The 17935-nt window shown below is 60.2% G+C and carries 14 protein-coding genes; 7 read left to right on the forward strand and 7 right to left on the reverse strand.

Features of this window, described 5'->3' with window-relative positions; genetic code table 11:
* Positions 1–2: 2 nt before the first annotated feature.
* On the reverse strand, positions 3–2777 hold the full coding sequence (glnE, locus tag AB4874_RS03020; protein ID WP_368390884.1) for a bifunctional [glutamate--ammonia ligase]-adenylyl-L-tyrosine phosphorylase/[glutamate--ammonia-ligase] adenylyltransferase: 2775 nt from the start codon (positions 2775–2777) through the stop codon (positions 3–5).
* A 135-nt stretch (positions 2778–2912) separates the two neighbouring features.
* On the opposite strand from glnE, the gene AB4874_RS03025 reads away from it, so the two are divergent.
* The 4 genes from AB4874_RS03025 to AB4874_RS03040 all read left to right on the forward strand — a co-directional run bounded on the left by AB4874_RS03025 (position 2913) and on the right by AB4874_RS03040 (position 6406).
* The gene (locus AB4874_RS03025) at positions 2913–3380 is read left to right on the forward strand and encodes a YbaK/EbsC family protein (RefSeq protein ID WP_295532905.1); all 468 of its coding nucleotides are present in this window, start codon (positions 2913–2915) and stop codon (positions 3378–3380) included.
* Between the two features lie 129 nt (positions 3381–3509).
* Positions 3510–3974, forward strand: a complete 465-nt coding sequence (locus tag AB4874_RS03030) for a DUF2852 domain-containing protein (protein WP_295532906.1) — start codon at positions 3510–3512, stop codon at positions 3972–3974.
* Positions 3975–4127: 153 nt separating this feature from the next.
* Entirely contained in the window at positions 4128–4958 is an 831-nt protein-coding gene (locus AB4874_RS03035; RefSeq protein ID WP_295532907.1) for an arginyltransferase, read from the forward strand.
* 335 nt (positions 4959–5293) lie between these two features.
* Positions 5294–6406, forward strand: coding sequence for a TRAP transporter substrate-binding protein (locus AB4874_RS03040; protein WP_368390885.1), 1113 nt, complete (start codon positions 5294–5296; stop codon positions 6404–6406).
* Between the two features lie 72 nt (positions 6407–6478).
* Here AB4874_RS03040 and AB4874_RS03045 read toward each other — a convergent pair whose 3' ends face one another.
* From AB4874_RS03045 to AB4874_RS03055, 3 genes are all read right to left on the reverse strand, one after another.
* Positions 6479–6646 (reverse strand): hypothetical protein, encoded by a 168-nt coding sequence (locus AB4874_RS03045; protein ID WP_295532909.1) that lies wholly within the window; start codon positions 6644–6646, stop codon positions 6479–6481.
* 119 nt (positions 6647–6765) lie between these two features.
* Positions 6766–8490 carry a TRAP transporter large permease gene (locus tag AB4874_RS03050; RefSeq protein WP_368390886.1) on the reverse strand — a complete coding sequence of 575 codons (1725 nt, stop codon included), beginning with the start codon at positions 8488–8490 and terminating at the stop codon, positions 6766–6768.
* Complete coding sequence (locus tag AB4874_RS03055; RefSeq protein WP_368390887.1) at positions 8490–9059, reverse strand: TRAP transporter small permease subunit; 570 nt, start codon at positions 9057–9059, stop codon at positions 8490–8492. The genes AB4874_RS03050 and AB4874_RS03055 overlap by 1 nt, the downstream gene beginning before the upstream one ends.
* A 511-nt stretch (positions 9060–9570) precedes the next feature.
* On the opposite strand from AB4874_RS03055, the gene AB4874_RS03060 reads away from it, so the two are divergent.
* From AB4874_RS03060 to AB4874_RS03070, 3 genes are all read left to right on the forward strand, one after another.
* On the forward strand, positions 9571–11316 hold the full coding sequence (locus tag AB4874_RS03060; RefSeq protein ID WP_295532912.1) for an acetolactate synthase 3 large subunit: 1746 nt from the start codon (positions 9571–9573) through the stop codon (positions 11314–11316).
* A gap of 84 nt (positions 11317–11400) precedes the next feature.
* Complete coding sequence (gene ilvN / locus AB4874_RS03065; protein ID WP_295532913.1) at positions 11401–11961, forward strand: acetolactate synthase small subunit; 561 nt, start codon at positions 11401–11403, stop codon at positions 11959–11961.
* A gap of 105 nt (positions 11962–12066) precedes the next feature.
* A complete protein-coding gene (locus AB4874_RS03070) occupies positions 12067–13056 on the forward strand; it encodes a glycosyltransferase (RefSeq protein ID WP_368390888.1) in 990 nt (329 codons plus the stop codon).
* On the opposite strand, the gene AB4874_RS03075 is transcribed toward AB4874_RS03070, so the two are convergent.
* From AB4874_RS03075 to AB4874_RS03085, 3 genes are all read right to left on the reverse strand, one after another.
* A complete protein-coding gene (locus AB4874_RS03075) occupies positions 13053–14258 on the reverse strand; it encodes a glycosyltransferase family 4 protein (RefSeq protein ID WP_368390889.1) in 1206 nt (401 codons plus the stop codon). The two genes, AB4874_RS03070 and AB4874_RS03075, sit on opposite strands and share 4 nt — an antisense overlap.
* Positions 14255–15613: an O-antigen ligase family protein gene (locus AB4874_RS03080; RefSeq protein WP_368390890.1), complete on the reverse strand. Its 1359-nt coding sequence runs from the start codon at positions 15611–15613 to the stop codon at positions 14255–14257. The genes AB4874_RS03075 and AB4874_RS03080 overlap by 4 nt, the downstream gene beginning before the upstream one ends.
* 62 nt (positions 15614–15675) lie before the next feature.
* Positions 15676–17817: a right-handed parallel beta-helix repeat-containing protein gene (locus AB4874_RS03085; RefSeq protein WP_368390891.1), complete on the reverse strand. Its 2142-nt coding sequence runs from the start codon at positions 17815–17817 to the stop codon at positions 15676–15678.
* Positions 17818–17935: the final 118 nt, after the last annotated feature.

A 17935-nucleotide genomic window follows, 5' to 3' on the forward strand; every position in this document is an offset into this window, starting at 1 on the left:
ATTTAGCCCTCCAAAACCTGTTCCACGATCTCCGCCACCGCATGCGTTACACTGTCCAGCCGGGCCTGCAGCGCCTCAAGGCTGTCCAGCCCCGTCTCGCGCAGAACAAAGGCCCGCCCGCCCGCTCCAATCGCGTCCATATCAAGTGCGCGATCCGACAATAACCGCGCGCCCGACTGCAAATGCCACAAAAGGCGATAGGCCGAGGCCAGCGTGCCCGCCGCCTCCTTGCTGATAAAGCCTTCGCGCGGACCAATACGCAGCTGCGCCTCGACCTTGCGCGCGGGCTGCGCGGCCCGCAGAGCAAAACTCTGCGCCAGAAGTTCAATGTCTTGCAGCCGACCGGGGCCGATCTTGGCCTCCCATGGCCCATCCACGGGCTTGGCCGCAAAGATCCGCGCGCGCATCTGCGCCAGATCGCTCAACACGGTCTCACCACGGCCTTTGGCGGCGAGAACCTGCATCCGGATCGCCTCGACCTCATCGGCCAGATCGGGATTGCCCGCCACGGCGCGCGCGCGCGTCAGCGCGAGATGCTCCCAAGTCCACGCCTCGGTCATCTGGTAATCGGCAAAGCTTTGCAGCGCCGTCGCCACCGGGCCTTGCCGCCCAGACGGGCGCAGCCGCATATCCACCTCATAAAGCGTGCCTTCGGGCATTGGCGCGGTCAATGCCGTGATCAAAGCTTGGGTGAGCTTTGCGTAATAGACCCTTGCTGCCAAAGGTTTCTTCCCTTCGGAATAGTCCTGCCCGGCGGCGTCATAGATCACGATCAAATCAAGATCGGATTGCGCATTGAGCCGCTCAGCGCCCAAGCTACCCATCCCCAAAACCACCGCTCCGCGCCCGGGCGGTGGGCCATAGCGACGCGCGAATTCGCCCTGTACGACGGGCCATAATGCGGCCAGAACCGCCCCCGCAATATCGGCATATTGGCGCGCGGCCTGCTCGGCTTCGATCAATGCGCGCAAGTGATGCACGCCCACGCGGAACTTCCATTCCTTCGCCCAACGCCGCGCCAGATCAAGCGCGCCCTCGTAATCGTCAAGCCGGTCAAGCTTGCGGCCAAGATCTTGCGACAAGCCATCGCATCCCGGCCAAGGCGCAAAGAACGCGCCCCCCAGCACAGCATCCAGCACGCTGGCATTGCGCGACAGATAGCTCGCCAACGCAGGCGCGGTTGCACAGATATCAACAATCAGATCAATTAGGCTGGGATTGGCCTCAAATAGCGACAAAAGCTGAACGCCAGCGGGAAGGTTTTTCAAAAATCCGTCAAATTGTACAAGCGCCTCATCCGGGTCCGATGCCGCCTGAAAGCGCCCCAGCAATTCCGGCGCAAGACGTTTGAAAATTCCGCGCGCCCGCTCTGATCGCAGCGCCGGATAGCCCGTCCAGCCCTCGACAAGGTCACGCGCCTTCTCGCTGAGATCAGGACGGGGCGCCGCCTCATCGGGCGCGAAAAACGCATTTGTCAGGCTTTCGACCCGTTCCAGTCGCTCTTTGAGCGCCCCCGTCCATACCACCACATCGCCCTGCCCCATCATCGCAGCGATCCGGGCAAGCCCGTCATCCGTATTGGGCAAAATCTGCGTTTGGGCATCATTAACCATCTGGATGCGATGCTCAATCTCGCGATGGTTGCGGTAATGACCTACCAATTCCTCGGCCACATCCGAAGGCACCCAAGATTTCATCGCCAACGCGCGCAACGCCCCCACGGTCGTGCGATCACGTAGGCTTTCATCGCGCCCACCCGCAATCAATTGCCGGGTCTGGGCGAAGAACTCGATTTCCCGAATGCCGCCCTGACCGAGCTTGATATTATGCCCCGCCACCTCAATTGGCCCGTGCAACCCTTTATGCTCGCGGATGCGCAACCGCATGTCATGGGCGTCCTGAATGGCGGCAAAATCGAGATGCTTGCGCCACACGAACGGGCGTAGGGTTGCCAAAAACCGCTCGCCCGCTGCGATATCGCCTGCGCAGGGCCGCGCCTTGATATAGGCGGCGCGCTCCCATGTGCGCCCCTCGGCTTCGTAATAGGCCTCAGCCGAGCCCATCGAGATACAGACCGGCGTCACGCTGGCATCTGGGCGCAGCCGCAGATCGGTGCGAAACACATAGCCCTCAGAGGTGCGATCATTCAGCATCGCCGCCATCTTGCGGGTCGCGCGGATCAGGGCCGCGCGCGCCTCCATCCGGTCATCAGGGTCATAGCGCGTCTCGTCAAACAGACAGATCAGGTCAATATCGGAGGAATAATTCAACTCCCCCGCGCCCATCTTGCCCATCGCAAGCGCCACCATCCCCGCCGCCGTTTCGCCATCTTCAGGGCGCGCACCGGGAATCTTGCCGCGCCGAATTTCCTCGCCCACCAGCCGTTTGAGCGCCAGATCGACCGCCAGATCGGCTAGCCGCGTCAACGCACCGGTCACCTCTTCAAGACACCAAACCCCGCCCAGATCCGCCAAAGCCGCCAAAAGCGCGACGCGCCGCTTGGCCCGGCGCAATTCAGACCCCAAATCGCCCAGCGCAACCGAGGCAAGGCGCGCGAACTCCTCGGCCAAGGCAGCTTCGGGGTTGCCTGCCAAAGCCGCACGTAGCCACTCGGTTTCCGCCTCCATCAGCCCTTTCAGATAGGGGCTGCAACCAGCGGAATTCGCCACCAGATCGCTCAGTTCTGGGGCCAGATCGGCGAATAAGTCCCGCGCCTCCTGCGCGCGCTCGGGCTCGAAGGGGATGGGGCAACGGGTAAGGCGTGACGCAAAAGGCATCTGCGCACACTACGCCGCCAAGAACAGCGGTCAATGGGGGTTGGATCGCTCCTTCATCTAGCTCTAAATACTCCCGCCGGAGGCCCCTGTCGCCAACTACGCACTCCTTGGACGAAATAATTTGGAGCAAAAGCCATGAGCAAATCCTTGAACCGGGTGCGCACCGCGCTCGAGGCGGCGGGGGCCGCGCATGAGATCATCGAACTGGGCGAGGCGCGCACAGCCGAACAGGCGGCGGCCTCGGCGGGCTGCTTGGTGGATCAGATCGCCAAATCCATCATCTTTCGTGGCTTGGACAGCGGTCATGTCGTGCTCTTTATAACCGCAGGCGGCAATCGGGTCAGCGATCGCAAAGCCAGCGCTGTGGCAGGCCAGCCCCTTGGCAAAGCCGATGCCGCGCTGATCCGGGCCGAGACGGGCTTTGCCATTGGCGGCGTGGCACCGTTGGGACACCTGACCCCGGTCACCGCCTATCTGGACCCGCGGCTGATGGAGTTTTCTGAAATCTGGGCGGCAGCGGGCACACCGCGCCATGTTTTTCGCATCTCACCGCCTGATCTGGAACGGATCAGCGGTGCCAAGCAGGCCGATTTTACCGAATAAAACAAAGCGGATTCAATGTTTTCCGCGATGAATGTAAAAAACATTTACATACCCTCTTGCAAGACGCCTGCCCAAACCCGATCTTGGATGATGTAAAAGACATTCACATCAGACTATCGGAGGTTTCTCATGTCTGCCTATACCACCAACTCCAACATCCCCGTGACCCGGGGCAACTGGTTTACCCGCGCCATCGACTGGATGGACGGGTTCGGGCCGGGCGCATGGATCGCGCTGATGGTCGCAGGGTTCATCTTTGCTGGTCCGTTGGGGCTGGTTCTGTTGGCCTTCATCCTGTTCACCGGTCGATTTGGTCGGCGCTGGCGTGGCGAAGGGGCATCGCGCGCGATGACCTCGGGGCGCGGCTGTGGCTTTGGCGGGCGCGTGCATGTTTCGCGCACCACCGGAAACGCCGCGTTTGACGCCTATAAAAGCGATACCTTGGAACGCCTTGAGCGTGAGCAAAGCGAGTTCGAAGACTTCCTGCGCCGTCTGCGCGAATCCCGCGACAAGGCCGAGTTCGACCAATATATGCAAGACCGCGCCAAAGCGGCCGCCCATAGCGATGTCGAGGACGACGCCCCCAAGGCATAAATTCGCCGAAACACACCAGATTGAGCGCCCCGGTTGACCTGACCGGGGCGTTTTCTATGCAATGAGATCAGTAGGCTGCGCGGAAACACTTGGCCCGGGCGCGCCGCTTTGCTAGCCTATGGGCAACATTCTCCGAATTCAAACGGCACCCCAATGCGCCATTCTCTTCCGCTTGCCCCGCAGTTCTACGTGACCGCGCCGCAGCCCTGCCCCTATCTCGATGGGCGGGCCGAGAGAAAGCTATTCACGGCCCTGCAAGGGGAAGGCGCTGAAAAGCTTAACAATTCCTTATCACGCCAAGGGTTTCGTCGCTCGCAAAACGTGCTGTATCGCCCCTCTTGTGCCGATTGCATGGCCTGCCTGTCCGCGCGCGTGCGCGTCGCTGATTTCACCCTGTCGCGCTCGCAGCGCCGGATTCTCAAACGCAACGCCGATCTGCGCCGCACAGCGACCAGCCCCTGGGCGACGGAGGAACAATACGCGCTTTTCCGCCGCTATCTTGATTTGCGCCACGCCGATGGCGGCATGGCCGACATGGATATCTTTGAATTCGCCGCGATGATCGAGGAAACCCCGGTCAAATCGCGCGTCATTGAATATCGCGAAAGCGCGGCCACGCCCGGTTCGGTGCGCGCACTGATCGCAACCTGCCTGACGGATGTGCTCGATGATGGGCTGTCGATGGTGTATTCTTTTTACGAACCCGACCGGGTCAAAGACAGCCTTGGCACCTATTTGATCCTTGATCACATTGAGATCGCGCGTCGCATCGGCCTGCCCTATGTCTATCTGGGCTATTGGGTGCCGGGCTCGCGCAAGATGGGCTATAAGGCGAATTTCGCCGCGCTTGAGATTTTCAAAGGCGGCGAGTGGATTGATATCGGCGACCCCGAAGACCACACGGGCGAGACGCATCCGCTTTCGGTCGACCCGATCTCCGAGCAGGTCGCGCGCATTCAACTGCCCGATACTCGCAGCGGCTGATCCGCGCCCAGCAAAGCGCCTAATCCAAGGGCAATTGCCCAAGCGATAGACAGCGCCCCTTCCCGAAAATCGCAATCAGAAATCGGGCCCTAGCTATGGCTTGCACCGGCTCCGCGCGCGAAATTTGCGGCGAACCTGACCTTTTGGGCAGGTCGCGCGATCGCTCGCACGCTTTGGCGCACAATTGAAGGTGAGAAACCTGCAACAGCATGCAAATCGCGGTTTACAGCCACAATCGGTCAAGTAAGGTGACCGCATGACTGCCCTTTGAGGGGCCCGACGGGGCGGAAGGGGCAGGCCATACAAAAAAACGACACTCACCGGGAGGAAACCATATGGATCGTCGTTCATTCCTGCGCAAAGGCGCGCTTGGCGGGGCTGCAGCTGCTGCAGGCTCGGCTCTTGCCGCACCTGCCATCGCGCAAGAAACCCCGCAAATCACCTGGCGCATGACCTCGTCATTCCCGAAATCGCTCGACACGATTTACGGCGCGGCCGAAACCATGGCGGAGTACGTCAAGGGTGCGACCGGCGGCAAGTTCAACATCCAAGTGTTCGCCGCTGGCGAAATCGTGCCCGGCCTGCAAGCGCTGGATTCGGTCTCCAACGGCACCGTCGAGGCCTGCCACACCGCGTCTTACTATTACTGGGGCAAAGATCCGACTTTCGCGTTTGCCACGGCTGTGCCGTTCGGCCTGAACGCGCGGATGCAAAACGCCTGGTTCTACTATGGCGGCGGCAACGAGCTGATGAACGAGTTCTATCAGGGCTACAACATCACCGCCTACCCCTGTGGCAACACCGGCGCCCAGATGGGTGGTTGGTTCCGCAAGGAAATCAATACGGTTGAGGACCTCAAAGGCGTCAAGATGCGTATCGGTGGCTTTGGCGGCAAGGTCATGGAAAGACTGGGCGTTGTGCCTCAGCAGATCGCGGGTGGCGACATCTACCCCTCGCTTGAAAAAGGCACGATCGACGCGACCGAATGGGTCGGTCCCTATGATGACGAAAAGCTCGGCTTCTACAAAGTTGCGCCCTACTACTACTATCCCGGCTGGTGGGAAGGTGGCGCCTGCTTGCACGCCATGTTCAACAAGAAAGCCTATGATGCGCTGCCCGAGGCCTATCAGATCGCGTTGCAAGCCGGCACTCAGGCCGCCAATTGCGACATGCTGGCCTCGTATGACCATAAGAACCCGACCGCGCTGAAAACTCTGATGGGACAAGGCGCGCAGCTGCGTCCGTTCTCGCAAGACATCATGGATGCCTGCTTCCAGGCGGCGACTGAAGTCTACAGCGAGATCAACGCCTCCAACCCGGCGTTCAAAAAGATCTATGACAGCCAGTTCGCGTTCCGCAATGACGCCTATGGCTGGTGGCAGCTGTCGGAGTTCAACTACGACTACTTCATGATGCGCCAGCAAGCGGCAGGCAAACTCAAGATGTAATCTGCATCTCTTTGAAATCGAAAGGCCCCGGCAATGTCCGGGGCCTTTTGCGTTCCATACAAGGCGGCGAGGCTATTTCTTGGTGACAACACCCACAGTCGCCCCGGCCACAGCGCCAACCGGCCCCGCAACAACAAGTCCGCCAAGCCCGCCGGTAGCAGCACGTTCGGTTACCGTATCGCCACAAGCCGCCAAAGAGACTAGCAGCCCACCCGCAGCCGCCAAAACCAGAATACGCATCCGCAAATCCCTTTCCCATATCGCGCGCCGTATTGGCGCTTATTAAACTAGACGCCAACCACGCGGTTCGGTTCCAGATAAAATGAAACGGCGGCCCCAAGGACCGCCGTTTTTCGTGTTTAGTTGCTGCCGGGCACCGGTAGCGGTGGCAATCCACCCGCGCCCGAGCCTCCGCTTGAACCGCTTGGTCCGGGAAGTCCCGGCAAACCGCCCAAGCCCCCCAGCCCCGGCATCGTGGGCAGCTTCATCTCGACCTTTGAGGGGTCGATCGGCTTGCCCTTGTAATGCATCACCATGCCCGGGAAGGCGATCACGATGGCAATCATCGCGACTTGGATGAACACAAAGGGAATTGCGCCCCAATAGATTTGCGAGGTCTTCACCGGCTCCATCTTGATGCCCGTGACCTTGTCGATATAGGGCACCTTGGCCGCGACCGATCGCAGATAGAACAGCGCAAAACCGAAGGGTGGGTGCATGAACGAGGTCTGCATGTTCACCCCCAAGATCACCCCGAACCAGATCAGGTCGATCCCCAGCTTCTCGGCTGCCGGTGCCAGAAGCGGCACGATGATGAAGGCCAGCTCGAAGAAGTCGAGGAAGAAGGCGAGGAAGAACACCAGAAACGACACCACGATCAGGAAGCCCAACTGGCCGCCCGGAAGCGAGGTCAGCAGATGCTCGACCCAGATTTGCCCGTTCACCCCATAGAAGGTCAGCGAGAACACCCGCGCGCCCAGCAGAATGAACAGCACAAAGGCCGACAGTCGCGTCGTCGCCGCCAGCGCATCGCGCACCACCGGAAAGCTCAGCCGTCCCTTGATCGCAGACAGCACCAAAGCGCCAACCGCGCCCATTGCGCCGCCTTCGGTCGGGGTCGCCACGCCAAGGAAGATCGTGCCAAGAACAAGGAAGATCAGCGCCAGCGGCGGGATCAGCACGATGATCACCTGCTGTGCCAGACGGCTCATCACGTTGATCTTGAGAAACTTGTCCAGCACCGCCACCGCGTAGATCACGATCACCGCAACCCCGGCGGCGAGAATCTCGGAATTGTTCACGCTCGACCCGGACTTCTCGAAATAGCCCATCGCGAAGTAGAAAATCACCCCGGTAAAGACCAGCGCGACAATCAGAGACATCACACCAGAACCCAGCGTACGCGCCTCTTTGGGCAGCGCGGGCATCGAGCCCGGCTTGATGATCGACATCACCATCACATAGCCCAGATAAATGCCGGTCAGCACCATGCCCGGGATCAGCGCGCCCTTATACATATCGCCCACCGAGCGACCCAACTGGTCGGCCAGCACGATCAGCACCAACGAGGGCGGGATGATCTGCGCCAGCGTGCCCGAGGCCGCAATCACGCCCGTGGCCACCTTGCGGTCATAGCCATAGCGCAACATGATCGGCAAGCTGATCAGCCCCATCGCGATCACCGATGCCGCAACAACGCCCGTGGTCGCAGCCAACAGCGCACCCACGATGATCACCGCATAGGCCAGACCGCCGCGCACCGGGCCAAACAACTGCCCGATCGTGTCGAGCAAATCCTCGGCCATGCCAGATTTCTCCAGCACGATGCCCATGAAGGTAAAGAAGGGAATGGCTAAGAGTGTCTCATTCGATAAGACCCCCCAGAACCGTTGCGGCAGCGCATTCAGCAACGGCCAGTCAAGGTTGATCGAGCCGCCCGAATAGCCCGACAGTTCGACGCCAATGACGAAGAACAGCAAGCCATTCGCCGCCAGCGCGAAGGCTGCCGGATAGCCCAGCAGCAGGAAGATAATCAACGAAAGGAACATGATTGGCGCCATGTTCTGCGCAATAAGTTCGAGCATCACAGCGCCTCTTCTTCAACGATAGGATCCATACCGTGATGACCGCTCAGCGAATGCGGGTCTTCGACCAACCCGCGCATCACCGCGATTTTCTTGACGATCTCAGAGATCCCCTGTGCGAAAAGTTGCCAGAACCCGATCAGCAGCAGCATCTTTGCCGGCCACAAGATCAAACCGCCCGCATTGGTAGACATCTCGCCCGAGCGCACCGAAAGCATGACAAACGGCGTCAGCTTGATCAGCATCAGCACCACGAAGGGCATCAAGAAGAAGAGATGCCCGAGCAGGTCGATCCAATGCTGCACCTTGCGCGACAAGGCACCGTAAATGATGTCGATGCGGATATGCTCATTTTGTTTGAGCGTGTAGGCGGCAGCCCCCAGAAAAGCCGCACCAAACAGATACCACTGTAGTTCGAGCCACGAGTTCGACGACTTGTCAAACATCTTGCGCACGATGGCATTGGTTGCACTGACAAGGACTGAAACCAGAATAAGCCAGGACACGGACTTGCCGATCCTCTCATTGATGATGTCAATCCAGCGTGACAGGGCTAGCAATTTGCCCATCATACTCCCTCCCTCATTATTGTCCGTCCCAAGGCCTCGCACCTCTGCTTTGATTGACTGTTCGGACTTCGAAGGTCAAGCATTTCCAAGGCTATCTGGTTCGTTCACTTGACCAAAAAGACAAGGCCGCACATCAAGCCCGCGTGATGACCTTACGGCATGGCGTGGATAGTTCCGCCCATATCGCGCCCGCAATTTTACAAAGTTGCGAACGCCTCGCGGCGCCGCGCAACATTTCACAAGAATAATGTGCCTGCGCGACATTTTATGCAGCCTTTGGGCATTGACGCCCCCTGCCCGCAGCCATAATCTCCGCTCGTTCGCAATCGAAAGGAAGCGCAATGACTGCGATTCTTGTACTTGTCGTAGGAGCCAAGCGCATGGGCCGGTGACGGTTTGACAATGAAGGTTCCCATGCGCCCCCGCCAAAGCCGGGGGCTTTTTATTGGCAAGTCGATTGTGAGACGCGCAGACCGGGGCCACCTGCCCCACGCGAGGATGGAGAAGAGATATGGCACGGCAGATGACCGGCGCGAAAATGGTGGTGCAAGCGCTCAAGGATCAGGGCGTCGATACGGTTTTTGGCTATCCGGGCGGCGCAGTTCTGCCCATCTACGATGAGATTTTTCAGCAAAACGACATTCGCCACATTCTTGTGCGCCATGAACAGGCGGCGGTGCATATGGCCGAAGGCTATGCCCGCTCGACCGGCAAGCCCGGTGTTGTGCTGGTGACCTCGGGTCCGGGGGCGACCAATGCGGTGACCGGGCTGACCGATGCGCTGATGGATTCCATTCCGCTTGTGGTGTTCACGGGTCAGGTGCCGACCTTTATGGTGGGCACCGATGCCTTCCAAGAGGCCGACACCGTGGGCATCACCCGCCCCTGCACGAAACACAACTGGCTGGTCAAAGACACCGCGAAACTGTCGGAAACCATCCATCAGGCGTTCCATGTCGCGACCTCGGGGCGTCCCGGCCCGGTGCTGGTGGACATTCCCAAGGATGTGCAATTCGCCACTGGCGATTACACCGCCCCCAAACAGGCGCGCGTTGATCATTACCAACCCAAAGTGAAGGGCGACCTGGACGCGATCACCGCGCTTGTCGAATTGATCGAAAAAGCCGAGCGCCCGGTGTTCTACACCGGCGGCGGCGTGATCAATTCCGGCCCGGCTGCGTGCCAGTTGATGCGCGAGTTGGTCGACGCGACGGGCTTCCCGATCACTTCGACACTGATGGGCTTGGGTGCCTATCCGGCCTCGGGCAAGCCGTGGCTCGGGATGCTTGGGATGCACGGTCTGTATGAGGCCAATCTGGCAATGCATGGCTGCGATCTGATGATCAATCTGGGCGCGCGCTTTGATGACCGCATCACCGGGCGCATCCCCGATTTCAGCCCGCGCTCGACCAAGGTGCATGTCGATATTGATGCCTCGTCGATCAACAAGATCATCCCGGTCGACCTGCCGATCTTGGGCGATATCGGCCATGTGCTGGAAGATGTTCTCAAGGTGTGGAAATCGCGCGGGCGCAAGGTCAACACGGCCGGGCTGGCGAAATGGTGGACCCAGATTGAAAAATGGCGCGCCGTCAATTGCCTTGATTTCACCAATTCCGACACCACCATCAAGCCGCAATACGCGCTGCAACGCCTTGAGGCGCTGACCAAGGGGCGCGATCGCTACATCACGACCGAAGTGGGTCAACACCAGATGTGGGCGGCGCAATTCTTGGGCTTTGAAGACCCCAATCGCTGGATGACAAGCGGCGGCTTGGGCACGATGGGCTATGGCTTCCCGGCCTCGATCGGGGTGCAGGTGGCCCACCCGGACGCGCTGGTGATCAACGTGGCGGGTGAGGCAAGCTGGCTGATGAACATGCAAGAGCTTGGCACCGCGACCCAGTTCCGCACGCCCGTCAAGCAATTCATCCTCAACAACGAACGCCTCGGGATGGTGCGCCAGTGGCAAGAGCTGCTGCATGGCGAGCGCTACAGCCATTCGTGGTCCGAAAGCCTGCCCGATTTCGTCAAACTGGCGGAAAGTTTCGGCTGGAAAGGGATCCGCTGTGATGACCCCGCCAAGCTGGATGACGCAATCCAAGAGATGCTGGATTACGATGGTCCGGTGCTGTTTGACTGCCGCGTCGAGAAACACGAAAACTGCTTCCCGATGATCCCCTCGGGCAAGCCCCATAATGAGATGCTTCTGGCCGCCGATGCCGAGGCCTTCAAGGAAGGCGCGGGGCTGGTCTGAGGCCGTCCGGGGGCGCGTCTCCCGGACCCTCGCGATGTTTGGGCCAAGTCGCAGGGCTTGGCGATTGAGAAAAGGAGAGAGGCAATGGCCGCTCTGAAAATCAAAAAAGGCGCGTCGAGCCATTCGGCGTATGATCTGCGCGACAGCCACAGCCAGTTGGAGCGCTCGCACACGCTGGCAGTGATCGTGGATAACGAGGCGGGCGTTCTGGCGCGCGTGATCGGGCTGTTCTCGGGGCGCGGCTATAACATCGACAGCCTCACCGTGGCCGAGGTCGATCACAAGGGCCACAAAAGCCGGATCACTGTCGTCACCACCGGCACAGAGTCGGTGATCGAGCAGATCAAGGCGCAGTTGGGTCGCATCGTGCCCGTGCACGAGGTCAAGGATCTGACGGTCGAGGGCCACCCGGTCGAGCGGGAGCTGGCGCTGTTGAAAGTGTCGGGCACGGGGGACAAACGGGTCGAGGCGCTGCGACTGGCCGATATTTTCCGCGCCAATGTGGTGGATAGCACGCTGGAAAGCTTCGTCTTTGAAATCACCGGCACGTCTGAGAAAATCGACGCCTTTGCCGATCTGATGCGTCCCTTGGGGCTGTCAGACGTAGCACGCACCGGCGTGGCTGCCCTGTCACGCGGGGTTTAAACGCCACAGCCCTGCGCGCAATTCGCATTTTGCGCGCAAACACACTGGTCATTGCCGCACCATTCTGATTTTTTGATCAAAATTCAGCACGGATAACAAAGACCTATGGCAGCGAGCCTCGCCTCGACACCCACCCCGCATCTGGGGGTGGTGATTGTGACCTATAACGCCGCAGACGTCATCGCGGACTGTTTGCGCGCGCTTCAGGCCGCGACGGACGTGGTGTTGCATGTGGTGGTGGTGGATAACGCCTCGAGCGATCAGACAAATGCGGTTGTGCGCGACACCATCGGGCCAACGCTGTTGTCGCCCGCGCAGGCAGGCGCGGCAGGCATCGCGCTGATCAAGGCGGGGGTGAATGGTGGTTTCGCAGCGGGCGTCAATCTGGGGCTTGCGCGGCTGGCGCGCGCCCCCGAGATTGACCGGTTCTGGCTGCTCAATCCCGACTGTATCACGCAACCCGATACGCCGCGCACATTGGCAATGTATCGCCAAGACGACCCGCAGATCGGGCTGATCGCACATCGCGTGGTCTATGCCGACAATCCCGAGATGATCCAGATCGACGGTGGCACGATCGACCGGCGCACCGGGATCACGCATAACATCAACCAATTCGCAGATCGCACAGCGCCGGTGCCCAAAGAGTCTCAGATCGAGTTCGTCACCGGGGCCAGCCTGATTGCCACGCGCGCCTTTTACGAGACCGCAGGCCCGATGGCCGAGGAGTATTTCCTCTATTACGAAGAGGTGGATTGGGCGTTGCGCCGCGGCCCCCTGCGCATCGCCTATTGCCCCGAGGCCGTGGTCTTGCACAAGGCAGGATCGGCGATCGGCTCGCAGCGCATGGGCTCGGTTGCCTCTCCGTTTTCGCAGTATTTCAAGCACCGCGCCCGCGCGATGTTCCTGCGCAAGAACTTCCCGCCCGGCCTGATCGGGGGCATGTTCTGGTCCCTCGCCAAAGCGGGGCAACTGGTCTTGCAAGGCCATGGCCCCGAGGCGCGCGCCCTGTTGCGTGGCTATTTTGGACTGGCGCCCCCTGCCTCGGTTCTGGCCGCTCTCTCGCCCGAAGCGCGCGAGCGGATCGGGCGCTAGCGCCCCAAGGCGCGCTTATAAAGGCCAACAAGCCCCTCGGCCTTCACGGGCCAAAGCCCTTCGGCCAACACCTTGGCTTGTCCGCGCGCACCGAACGTCGCGCGCAACCCCGGATCATCGGCAAGCTTTGCAATTGCGCCCGCCACATCGCGCGCCAAGGCATCAGGCGTGGACACGGCACATTTGAAACCCGTCACCCCCTCGTCAACGATCCAATCGGGACCGCCACGCGCCGCCGCAATCACCGGTAGCCCCCAGCGCATCGCCTCATAGAGAACATTCCCAGCGGGTTCTCGCCAGCTTGGGAACACGAATATGTCCGAACCCGCGTAAAGGTCCTCAACCTGATCGCGCGGGATCGCGCCCAGGAACGCGCACCGATCCGCGACGCCGAGGCGCTCGGCCTCGGCCCGACAAAGCGCGATTTCCTCACCAGCGCCCGCGCTGGTAAGATGCAAATCGGGACGCTCGCGCAAAAGTCCCATCGCGCGCACCACATCGCGCAACCCCTTGGTGCGCACGCCGCGTCCGACATGCAGCAAACGTATCGTGCCGTCAGAGCGCAGCTCGCGCGCTGGCGCCGGGCCTTCGATGCCCAATTCCAACACATTTTCATAATCGCGGATCGCAATCGGTGCGAGGTGGTCGCGAATATAGGGCGCAACGCCAAGCACCATCGCCGCATCGCGATACGAGGCCCGCAGCGCAGGATCAAAGCGCAGCCGCAGATGATCAAGCGCGCGCAGGCGCGTATACCATTTTGCCGCCCCCGATTCCGTGCGAAAGGCCGGCGGGGTCGTCAACGCGCCCCCGAGCGGCCCGACAACATAAGGCACCCCGCCCCCACGCAGCGGCGAGGCATAACGCATCGCCTGCGGCATGATCTGATGCGCAATGTCAAATTCGCCGCCGTGCGCGCGCAAATAGGCCCGGATTTTGCGCATGAAGATCGGCCATTCTGGTTTGAGCATCGCGCGCAGCCGGGGGTTGCGATCCAGCACGGTGGGGCGCGGCCATGTGACGATGCGCGCTTGCGGCAATTGCTCGGCCAGCGATGAGTGACGCGGGCTTTGAAAACTCGCAACCGTCAGATCGACCAGCGGCATCAGCGCTTCGGCCCATTTATAGGCAACATAAGCCTCGCCAATCGACTCGCGCGAGAGAGCTGGCGCAATCATCAGAACTCGGAGTTTTTCGCTCATCTCTGGGCCCGCTCGCGCAATGAGGCAAACCGAGTATATCGGCTCGTTGGTGTTGAAGGCTCGTCATTATCGGGGATTTCGTCCTGTTGCTCGGTCGCGCGGATTAGCCAGACGCCCGAACCGAACATGAAAAAGACAAATGAATAAACCGCGCCCCAGACATGCACGGTGCACAGCGCGAAGGACAAGCCGAGAAAGGTGAAAACCCACGCGCGACGAAAGACCAAAAGGCGGAAATCCTGACTGAAGTCGCGCCGCATAATTTGCGCCACGGCCAAAGCATACCCCCCCGCGACGAGCAGAAACCCCGGGATTCCATAGCGCACAGCCATCACCAGCCAGAAGTTATCCATACTGCCCGAATGCATGTAGGACGGGCGTACCCAGTCACGCAAACCCAGACCAAAAATCGGGTTTGCCCAGACATTTTTCATGCCCCAATCAAAGATGATTCCGCGCCAATAAGCGGTATGGGCCGAAAACGTGGCATAGGACATGAACACTTTGATGGGCGTCCGGTTCGACAGCAAATCAATGCCGACATAGGCCGTTACAAACAGCCCCACCAGCAGCCACCAGCGCCATGTGATCGAGCGAAACATGATCGACCAGCCGATCAGCCCGATCTGCAGCAGCAGCGCCAAAAGCGCCCCCGAAGAAAGCGCCAACATCCCCGAGCCAACCACGATAGCGCTCATGAGCACCCGCCAGCGCATCGAGCGCACCCCGTCAAACGCCACGAAGGCAAGCGGGAACGCAACCGAAGCATAAATCCCGAAATGGATCGGATGATCGAAGGGGCCTTGCACGCGCTCCAACCCCATACGCGGATCAGCATAAACGATATTGACCGATCCGAGGCCCGGCACTTTGTCGATCAGCGTCGGGATCAGCGGCGTGCCTGTGATGGTCTCATAGGCGGTGAAGGGCAGCATGAGAACGAAGGAAAAGATCAGCGCGCGCGAGAGGGCGGCAAAATCCTCTCGGGTGCGAATATAGGCACGCCCCATCAGGTATCCGCCCAGAAATTCAAGCCCAACCGAGCCCGCCTGCTGGATCACCCGGTCGGGGTTATTCACCGCAAGCGCGATCGTCAGCCAGAAAAAATGCGCTAGGAAAAGCCAGTCCACCGCCATGAGCCGCCCGTACCGACCTGAAAACAACCCTGCCAGCAATGGCAGGATCATGACGATCAGCACCATGCGCAGCCCTGTCATCGCCAGCGGTCCAAGGTTGAATTCCACTGGCAGCAGGATCGAAATCAACATGATCAGCACGGGAAAAGGCAGCTTGGCCGAAGCCAGGGCAACATCGCCGGGCGCGGCGGTTGGACCCGCCAGAGAAACGCGCCGCATCGCTCCACCCGAAGCCGGTCCTGCCGAAACCGGCGCGCGCCTCATCGTTTCAGTGCGCATCCTTACAGCGCTCCTGCAACCGCAGCGCCGCTCGCGTCCAGCTCAAGGCTTTCCACTTCGCCGTGGAAACTGTCTTTCACACCAAACGGGTTGCCCAACGCCAATCCCCAATATTCCATCGGGCGGGTTTCACCCGACACCGAGCCCTGCCCGATCAGCGCGCCATCGCCGTGGACTTCGAAATGGCTTTTCGCGGCGTCATATTCAAAGCTCACATCATGCCACTTTCCGTCGTAAAGCGGGATCCGCTTGGTGCGCAAAAGCAGCCGTTGGCCATTGGCAGGCCAGAATTCCACGGTAAACGTGCCGCGCCCCGTCGCCTTGATAATCAAGGATTGATGAATGCGCACGACCTCACCTGCGGATTTGAAATCGCCCATCGCACGCAGTCGCATCGACAGTTTAAAGCTGTCCGCCCCGAAAAACGGCGCAATCATCTCGGCGGGCACATCGATTGCGCCGCCGCCTGCGCCAAATTCCAGCGCGCCGGGAGAGACAGCGATGGTGGAAAGCACCTTGGGTTCCGCGCCAACATGCGACACGATCCGACCGATTTCAGGGTCAAACGTGAGCACCCGGCTGTCGCGCACCGCAATCTGCCCCTGTGCCGAGCGGCTTTGGCCATCTGGCAACATGGCCGTCAGGGTGATGCGATAATTGCCGGGGCGCTCAAAGGTAAATGGCACCTTGGCGCCCGCGATCTTGTCGGCCTTGCCGATCTGCCAGTCATAAGTGACTTTGCTTGGGTTAACGCCGTCTGGCAGCACGGTTTTGGCCGCATCAAACAGCAGTTCTTTACCACCTTCCGGCGCAGCCCCGATACGCATCACCGGTTGCAACGTCCTGTCCTGCGCCAGCCCGTCCAACTGCGGCGCCCCGATACCGGCCCCCGCCAGCGCACCGCCGGGAAGATAGTCGAAATTGCGCAGATCATTGGGCAGTCCGGTGCGCGCGGCCACGAACAGCGTGTCGTAGAAATTTGGACGACCAGGAGAGACATCCTGAATCAACAGATTGTCCTTCACGCTCCAGTCGGTCTGCCCGACAGGCCCCGAAATTTCGCCCACAACGTTCTTTTCAATCACCACGTCACGCGCGTCACGCGCCACCCGTATCTGGGGAATCCACAGCTTGGGGTGGCCCTCGACCCCTTGTGAAAACGCGTTATGGATGAGCGTGTTATTGGTAATCTCGACGTGATCGGCTTGCCCCAGCGTGATCCCGTGCAAATGCGCGTTGATGATCACATTGTCGCGGATCGTCACGTTGCTATAAAACATCTCGTCGCCCGCTTCGCCCCGATCCACCAACTCGTTGCGCATCAAAATGGACTGCGTAAACAGCCCCATACCTGAGTTGAAGAGGTTATTCGCAATCAGGATATCGTGGCTGGGTCGGGTGGTCCCAGCGGTCCAGAACTGGATCATATCCGCATGATCGGCCAGCTCAGCGGCGCGCAAGAAATCATGCATATGATTGCCCGTGATGGTCACGCGCGCGACCTGCGCAAAGTTCATCCCGTCCATGCGCATGTCGTGAATATCATTGTCCGTCACCGAGACATCGACGCAGTCGCTGACAACCAAGCCCCGGAAAAAGCGGCGAAATTCGTTGTTCTCGATGTGCAGGCCGTTGGATGAACGCAGTGCCAGACCGAACGCCGTGGGCAACGGGTTATGTTCGGGCGATCCCGCCGTCGGGGGGGCCAGATCGCCATCAAACACTGAGTTCCTGATCGTCACATCGCGCGCGGTAAACACCTGAAAGGGGCGTAAGTTTGCTTTGTCATCGGGGTGATAGTCGTAGTCGAACAGCAGGTCGTCAAACACCAGATGACTGACCTCGCGCAGGTCCATCCGTTCGATGCGGGCAGGTTGTTTGGGGTCGCTTGAGCGAAACGTGATGGGCTTATCATCATCGCCCGCAAGCTTGGACAGATTCAGCGCGGGATAGTCGCCCGCAGCCAGCCTCACCACATCCCCCGGTGCCAGTTGCGGCATGATTTCGGCCAGTGCACTTGGCCCTTGAGCCGTCCAATCGCGCGCCTGTGCCGGGGTCATCAGCGCCAATGCCATCGCGCACGCCAAAGCGCCGCCTTGGAATATCCGCGCCATCAGCCCAAAACTGTGCATCTCATATCGCATAATATATCGCCTGTCGCGGCCGCGTTCAGCGCGGCTCTGCTTACTGCTCGTGCCAATGAGAGTACCCCCTCAACAGAGCGTTAAACAAGAAAAACACGGCAAATTCAGGGCGGCGGAA

The sequence above is a fragment of the Thioclava arctica genome (assembly GCF_040892615.1).
Lineage (GTDB): Bacteria > Pseudomonadota > Alphaproteobacteria > Rhodobacterales > Rhodobacteraceae > Thioclava > Thioclava arctica.

Bases quoted from the DNA above. Each gene is read 5' to 3' on its own strand.
- AB4874_RS03055 (WP_368390887.1), bottom strand. From the start codon at position 9,059: ATGGGCAAATTGCTAGCCCTGTCACGCTGGATTGACATCATCAATGAG.
- AB4874_RS03075 (WP_368390889.1), bottom strand. From the start codon at position 14,258: ATGAGCGAAAAACTCCGAGTTCTGATGATTGCGCCAGCTCTCTCGCGC.
- AB4874_RS03085 (WP_368390891.1), bottom strand. From the start codon at position 17,817: ATGCGATATGAGATGCACAGTTTTGGGCTGATGGCGCGGATATTCCAA.
- AB4874_RS03025 (WP_295532905.1), top strand. From the start codon at position 2,913: ATGAGCAAATCCTTGAACCGGGTGCGCACCGCGCTCGAGGCGGCGGGG.
- AB4874_RS03035 (WP_295532907.1), top strand. From the start codon at position 4,128: ATGCGCCATTCTCTTCCGCTTGCCCCGCAGTTCTACGTGACCGCGCCG.
- AB4874_RS03040 (WP_368390885.1), top strand. From the start codon at position 5,294: ATGGATCGTCGTTCATTCCTGCGCAAAGGCGCGCTTGGCGGGGCTGCA.
- AB4874_RS03050 (WP_368390886.1), bottom strand. From the start codon at position 8,490: ATGCTCGAACTTATTGCGCAGAACATGGCGCCAATCATGTTCCTTTCG.
- AB4874_RS03080 (WP_368390890.1), bottom strand. From the start codon at position 15,613: ATGCGGCGCGTTTCTCTGGCGGGTCCAACCGCCGCGCCCGGCGATGTT.
- AB4874_RS03030 (WP_295532906.1), top strand. From the start codon at position 3,510: ATGTCTGCCTATACCACCAACTCCAACATCCCCGTGACCCGGGGCAAC.
- AB4874_RS03070 (WP_368390888.1), top strand. From the start codon at position 12,067: ATGGCAGCGAGCCTCGCCTCGACACCCACCCCGCATCTGGGGGTGGTG.
- AB4874_RS03045 (WP_295532909.1), bottom strand. From the start codon at position 6,646: ATGCGTATTCTGGTTTTGGCGGCTGCGGGTGGGCTGCTAGTCTCTTTG.
- ilvN (WP_295532913.1), top strand. From the start codon at position 11,401: ATGGCCGCTCTGAAAATCAAAAAAGGCGCGTCGAGCCATTCGGCGTAT.
- glnE (WP_368390884.1), bottom strand. From the start codon at position 2,777: ATGCCTTTTGCGTCACGCCTTACCCGTTGCCCCATCCCCTTCGAGCCC.
- AB4874_RS03060 (WP_295532912.1), top strand. From the start codon at position 9,571: ATGGCACGGCAGATGACCGGCGCGAAAATGGTGGTGCAAGCGCTCAAG.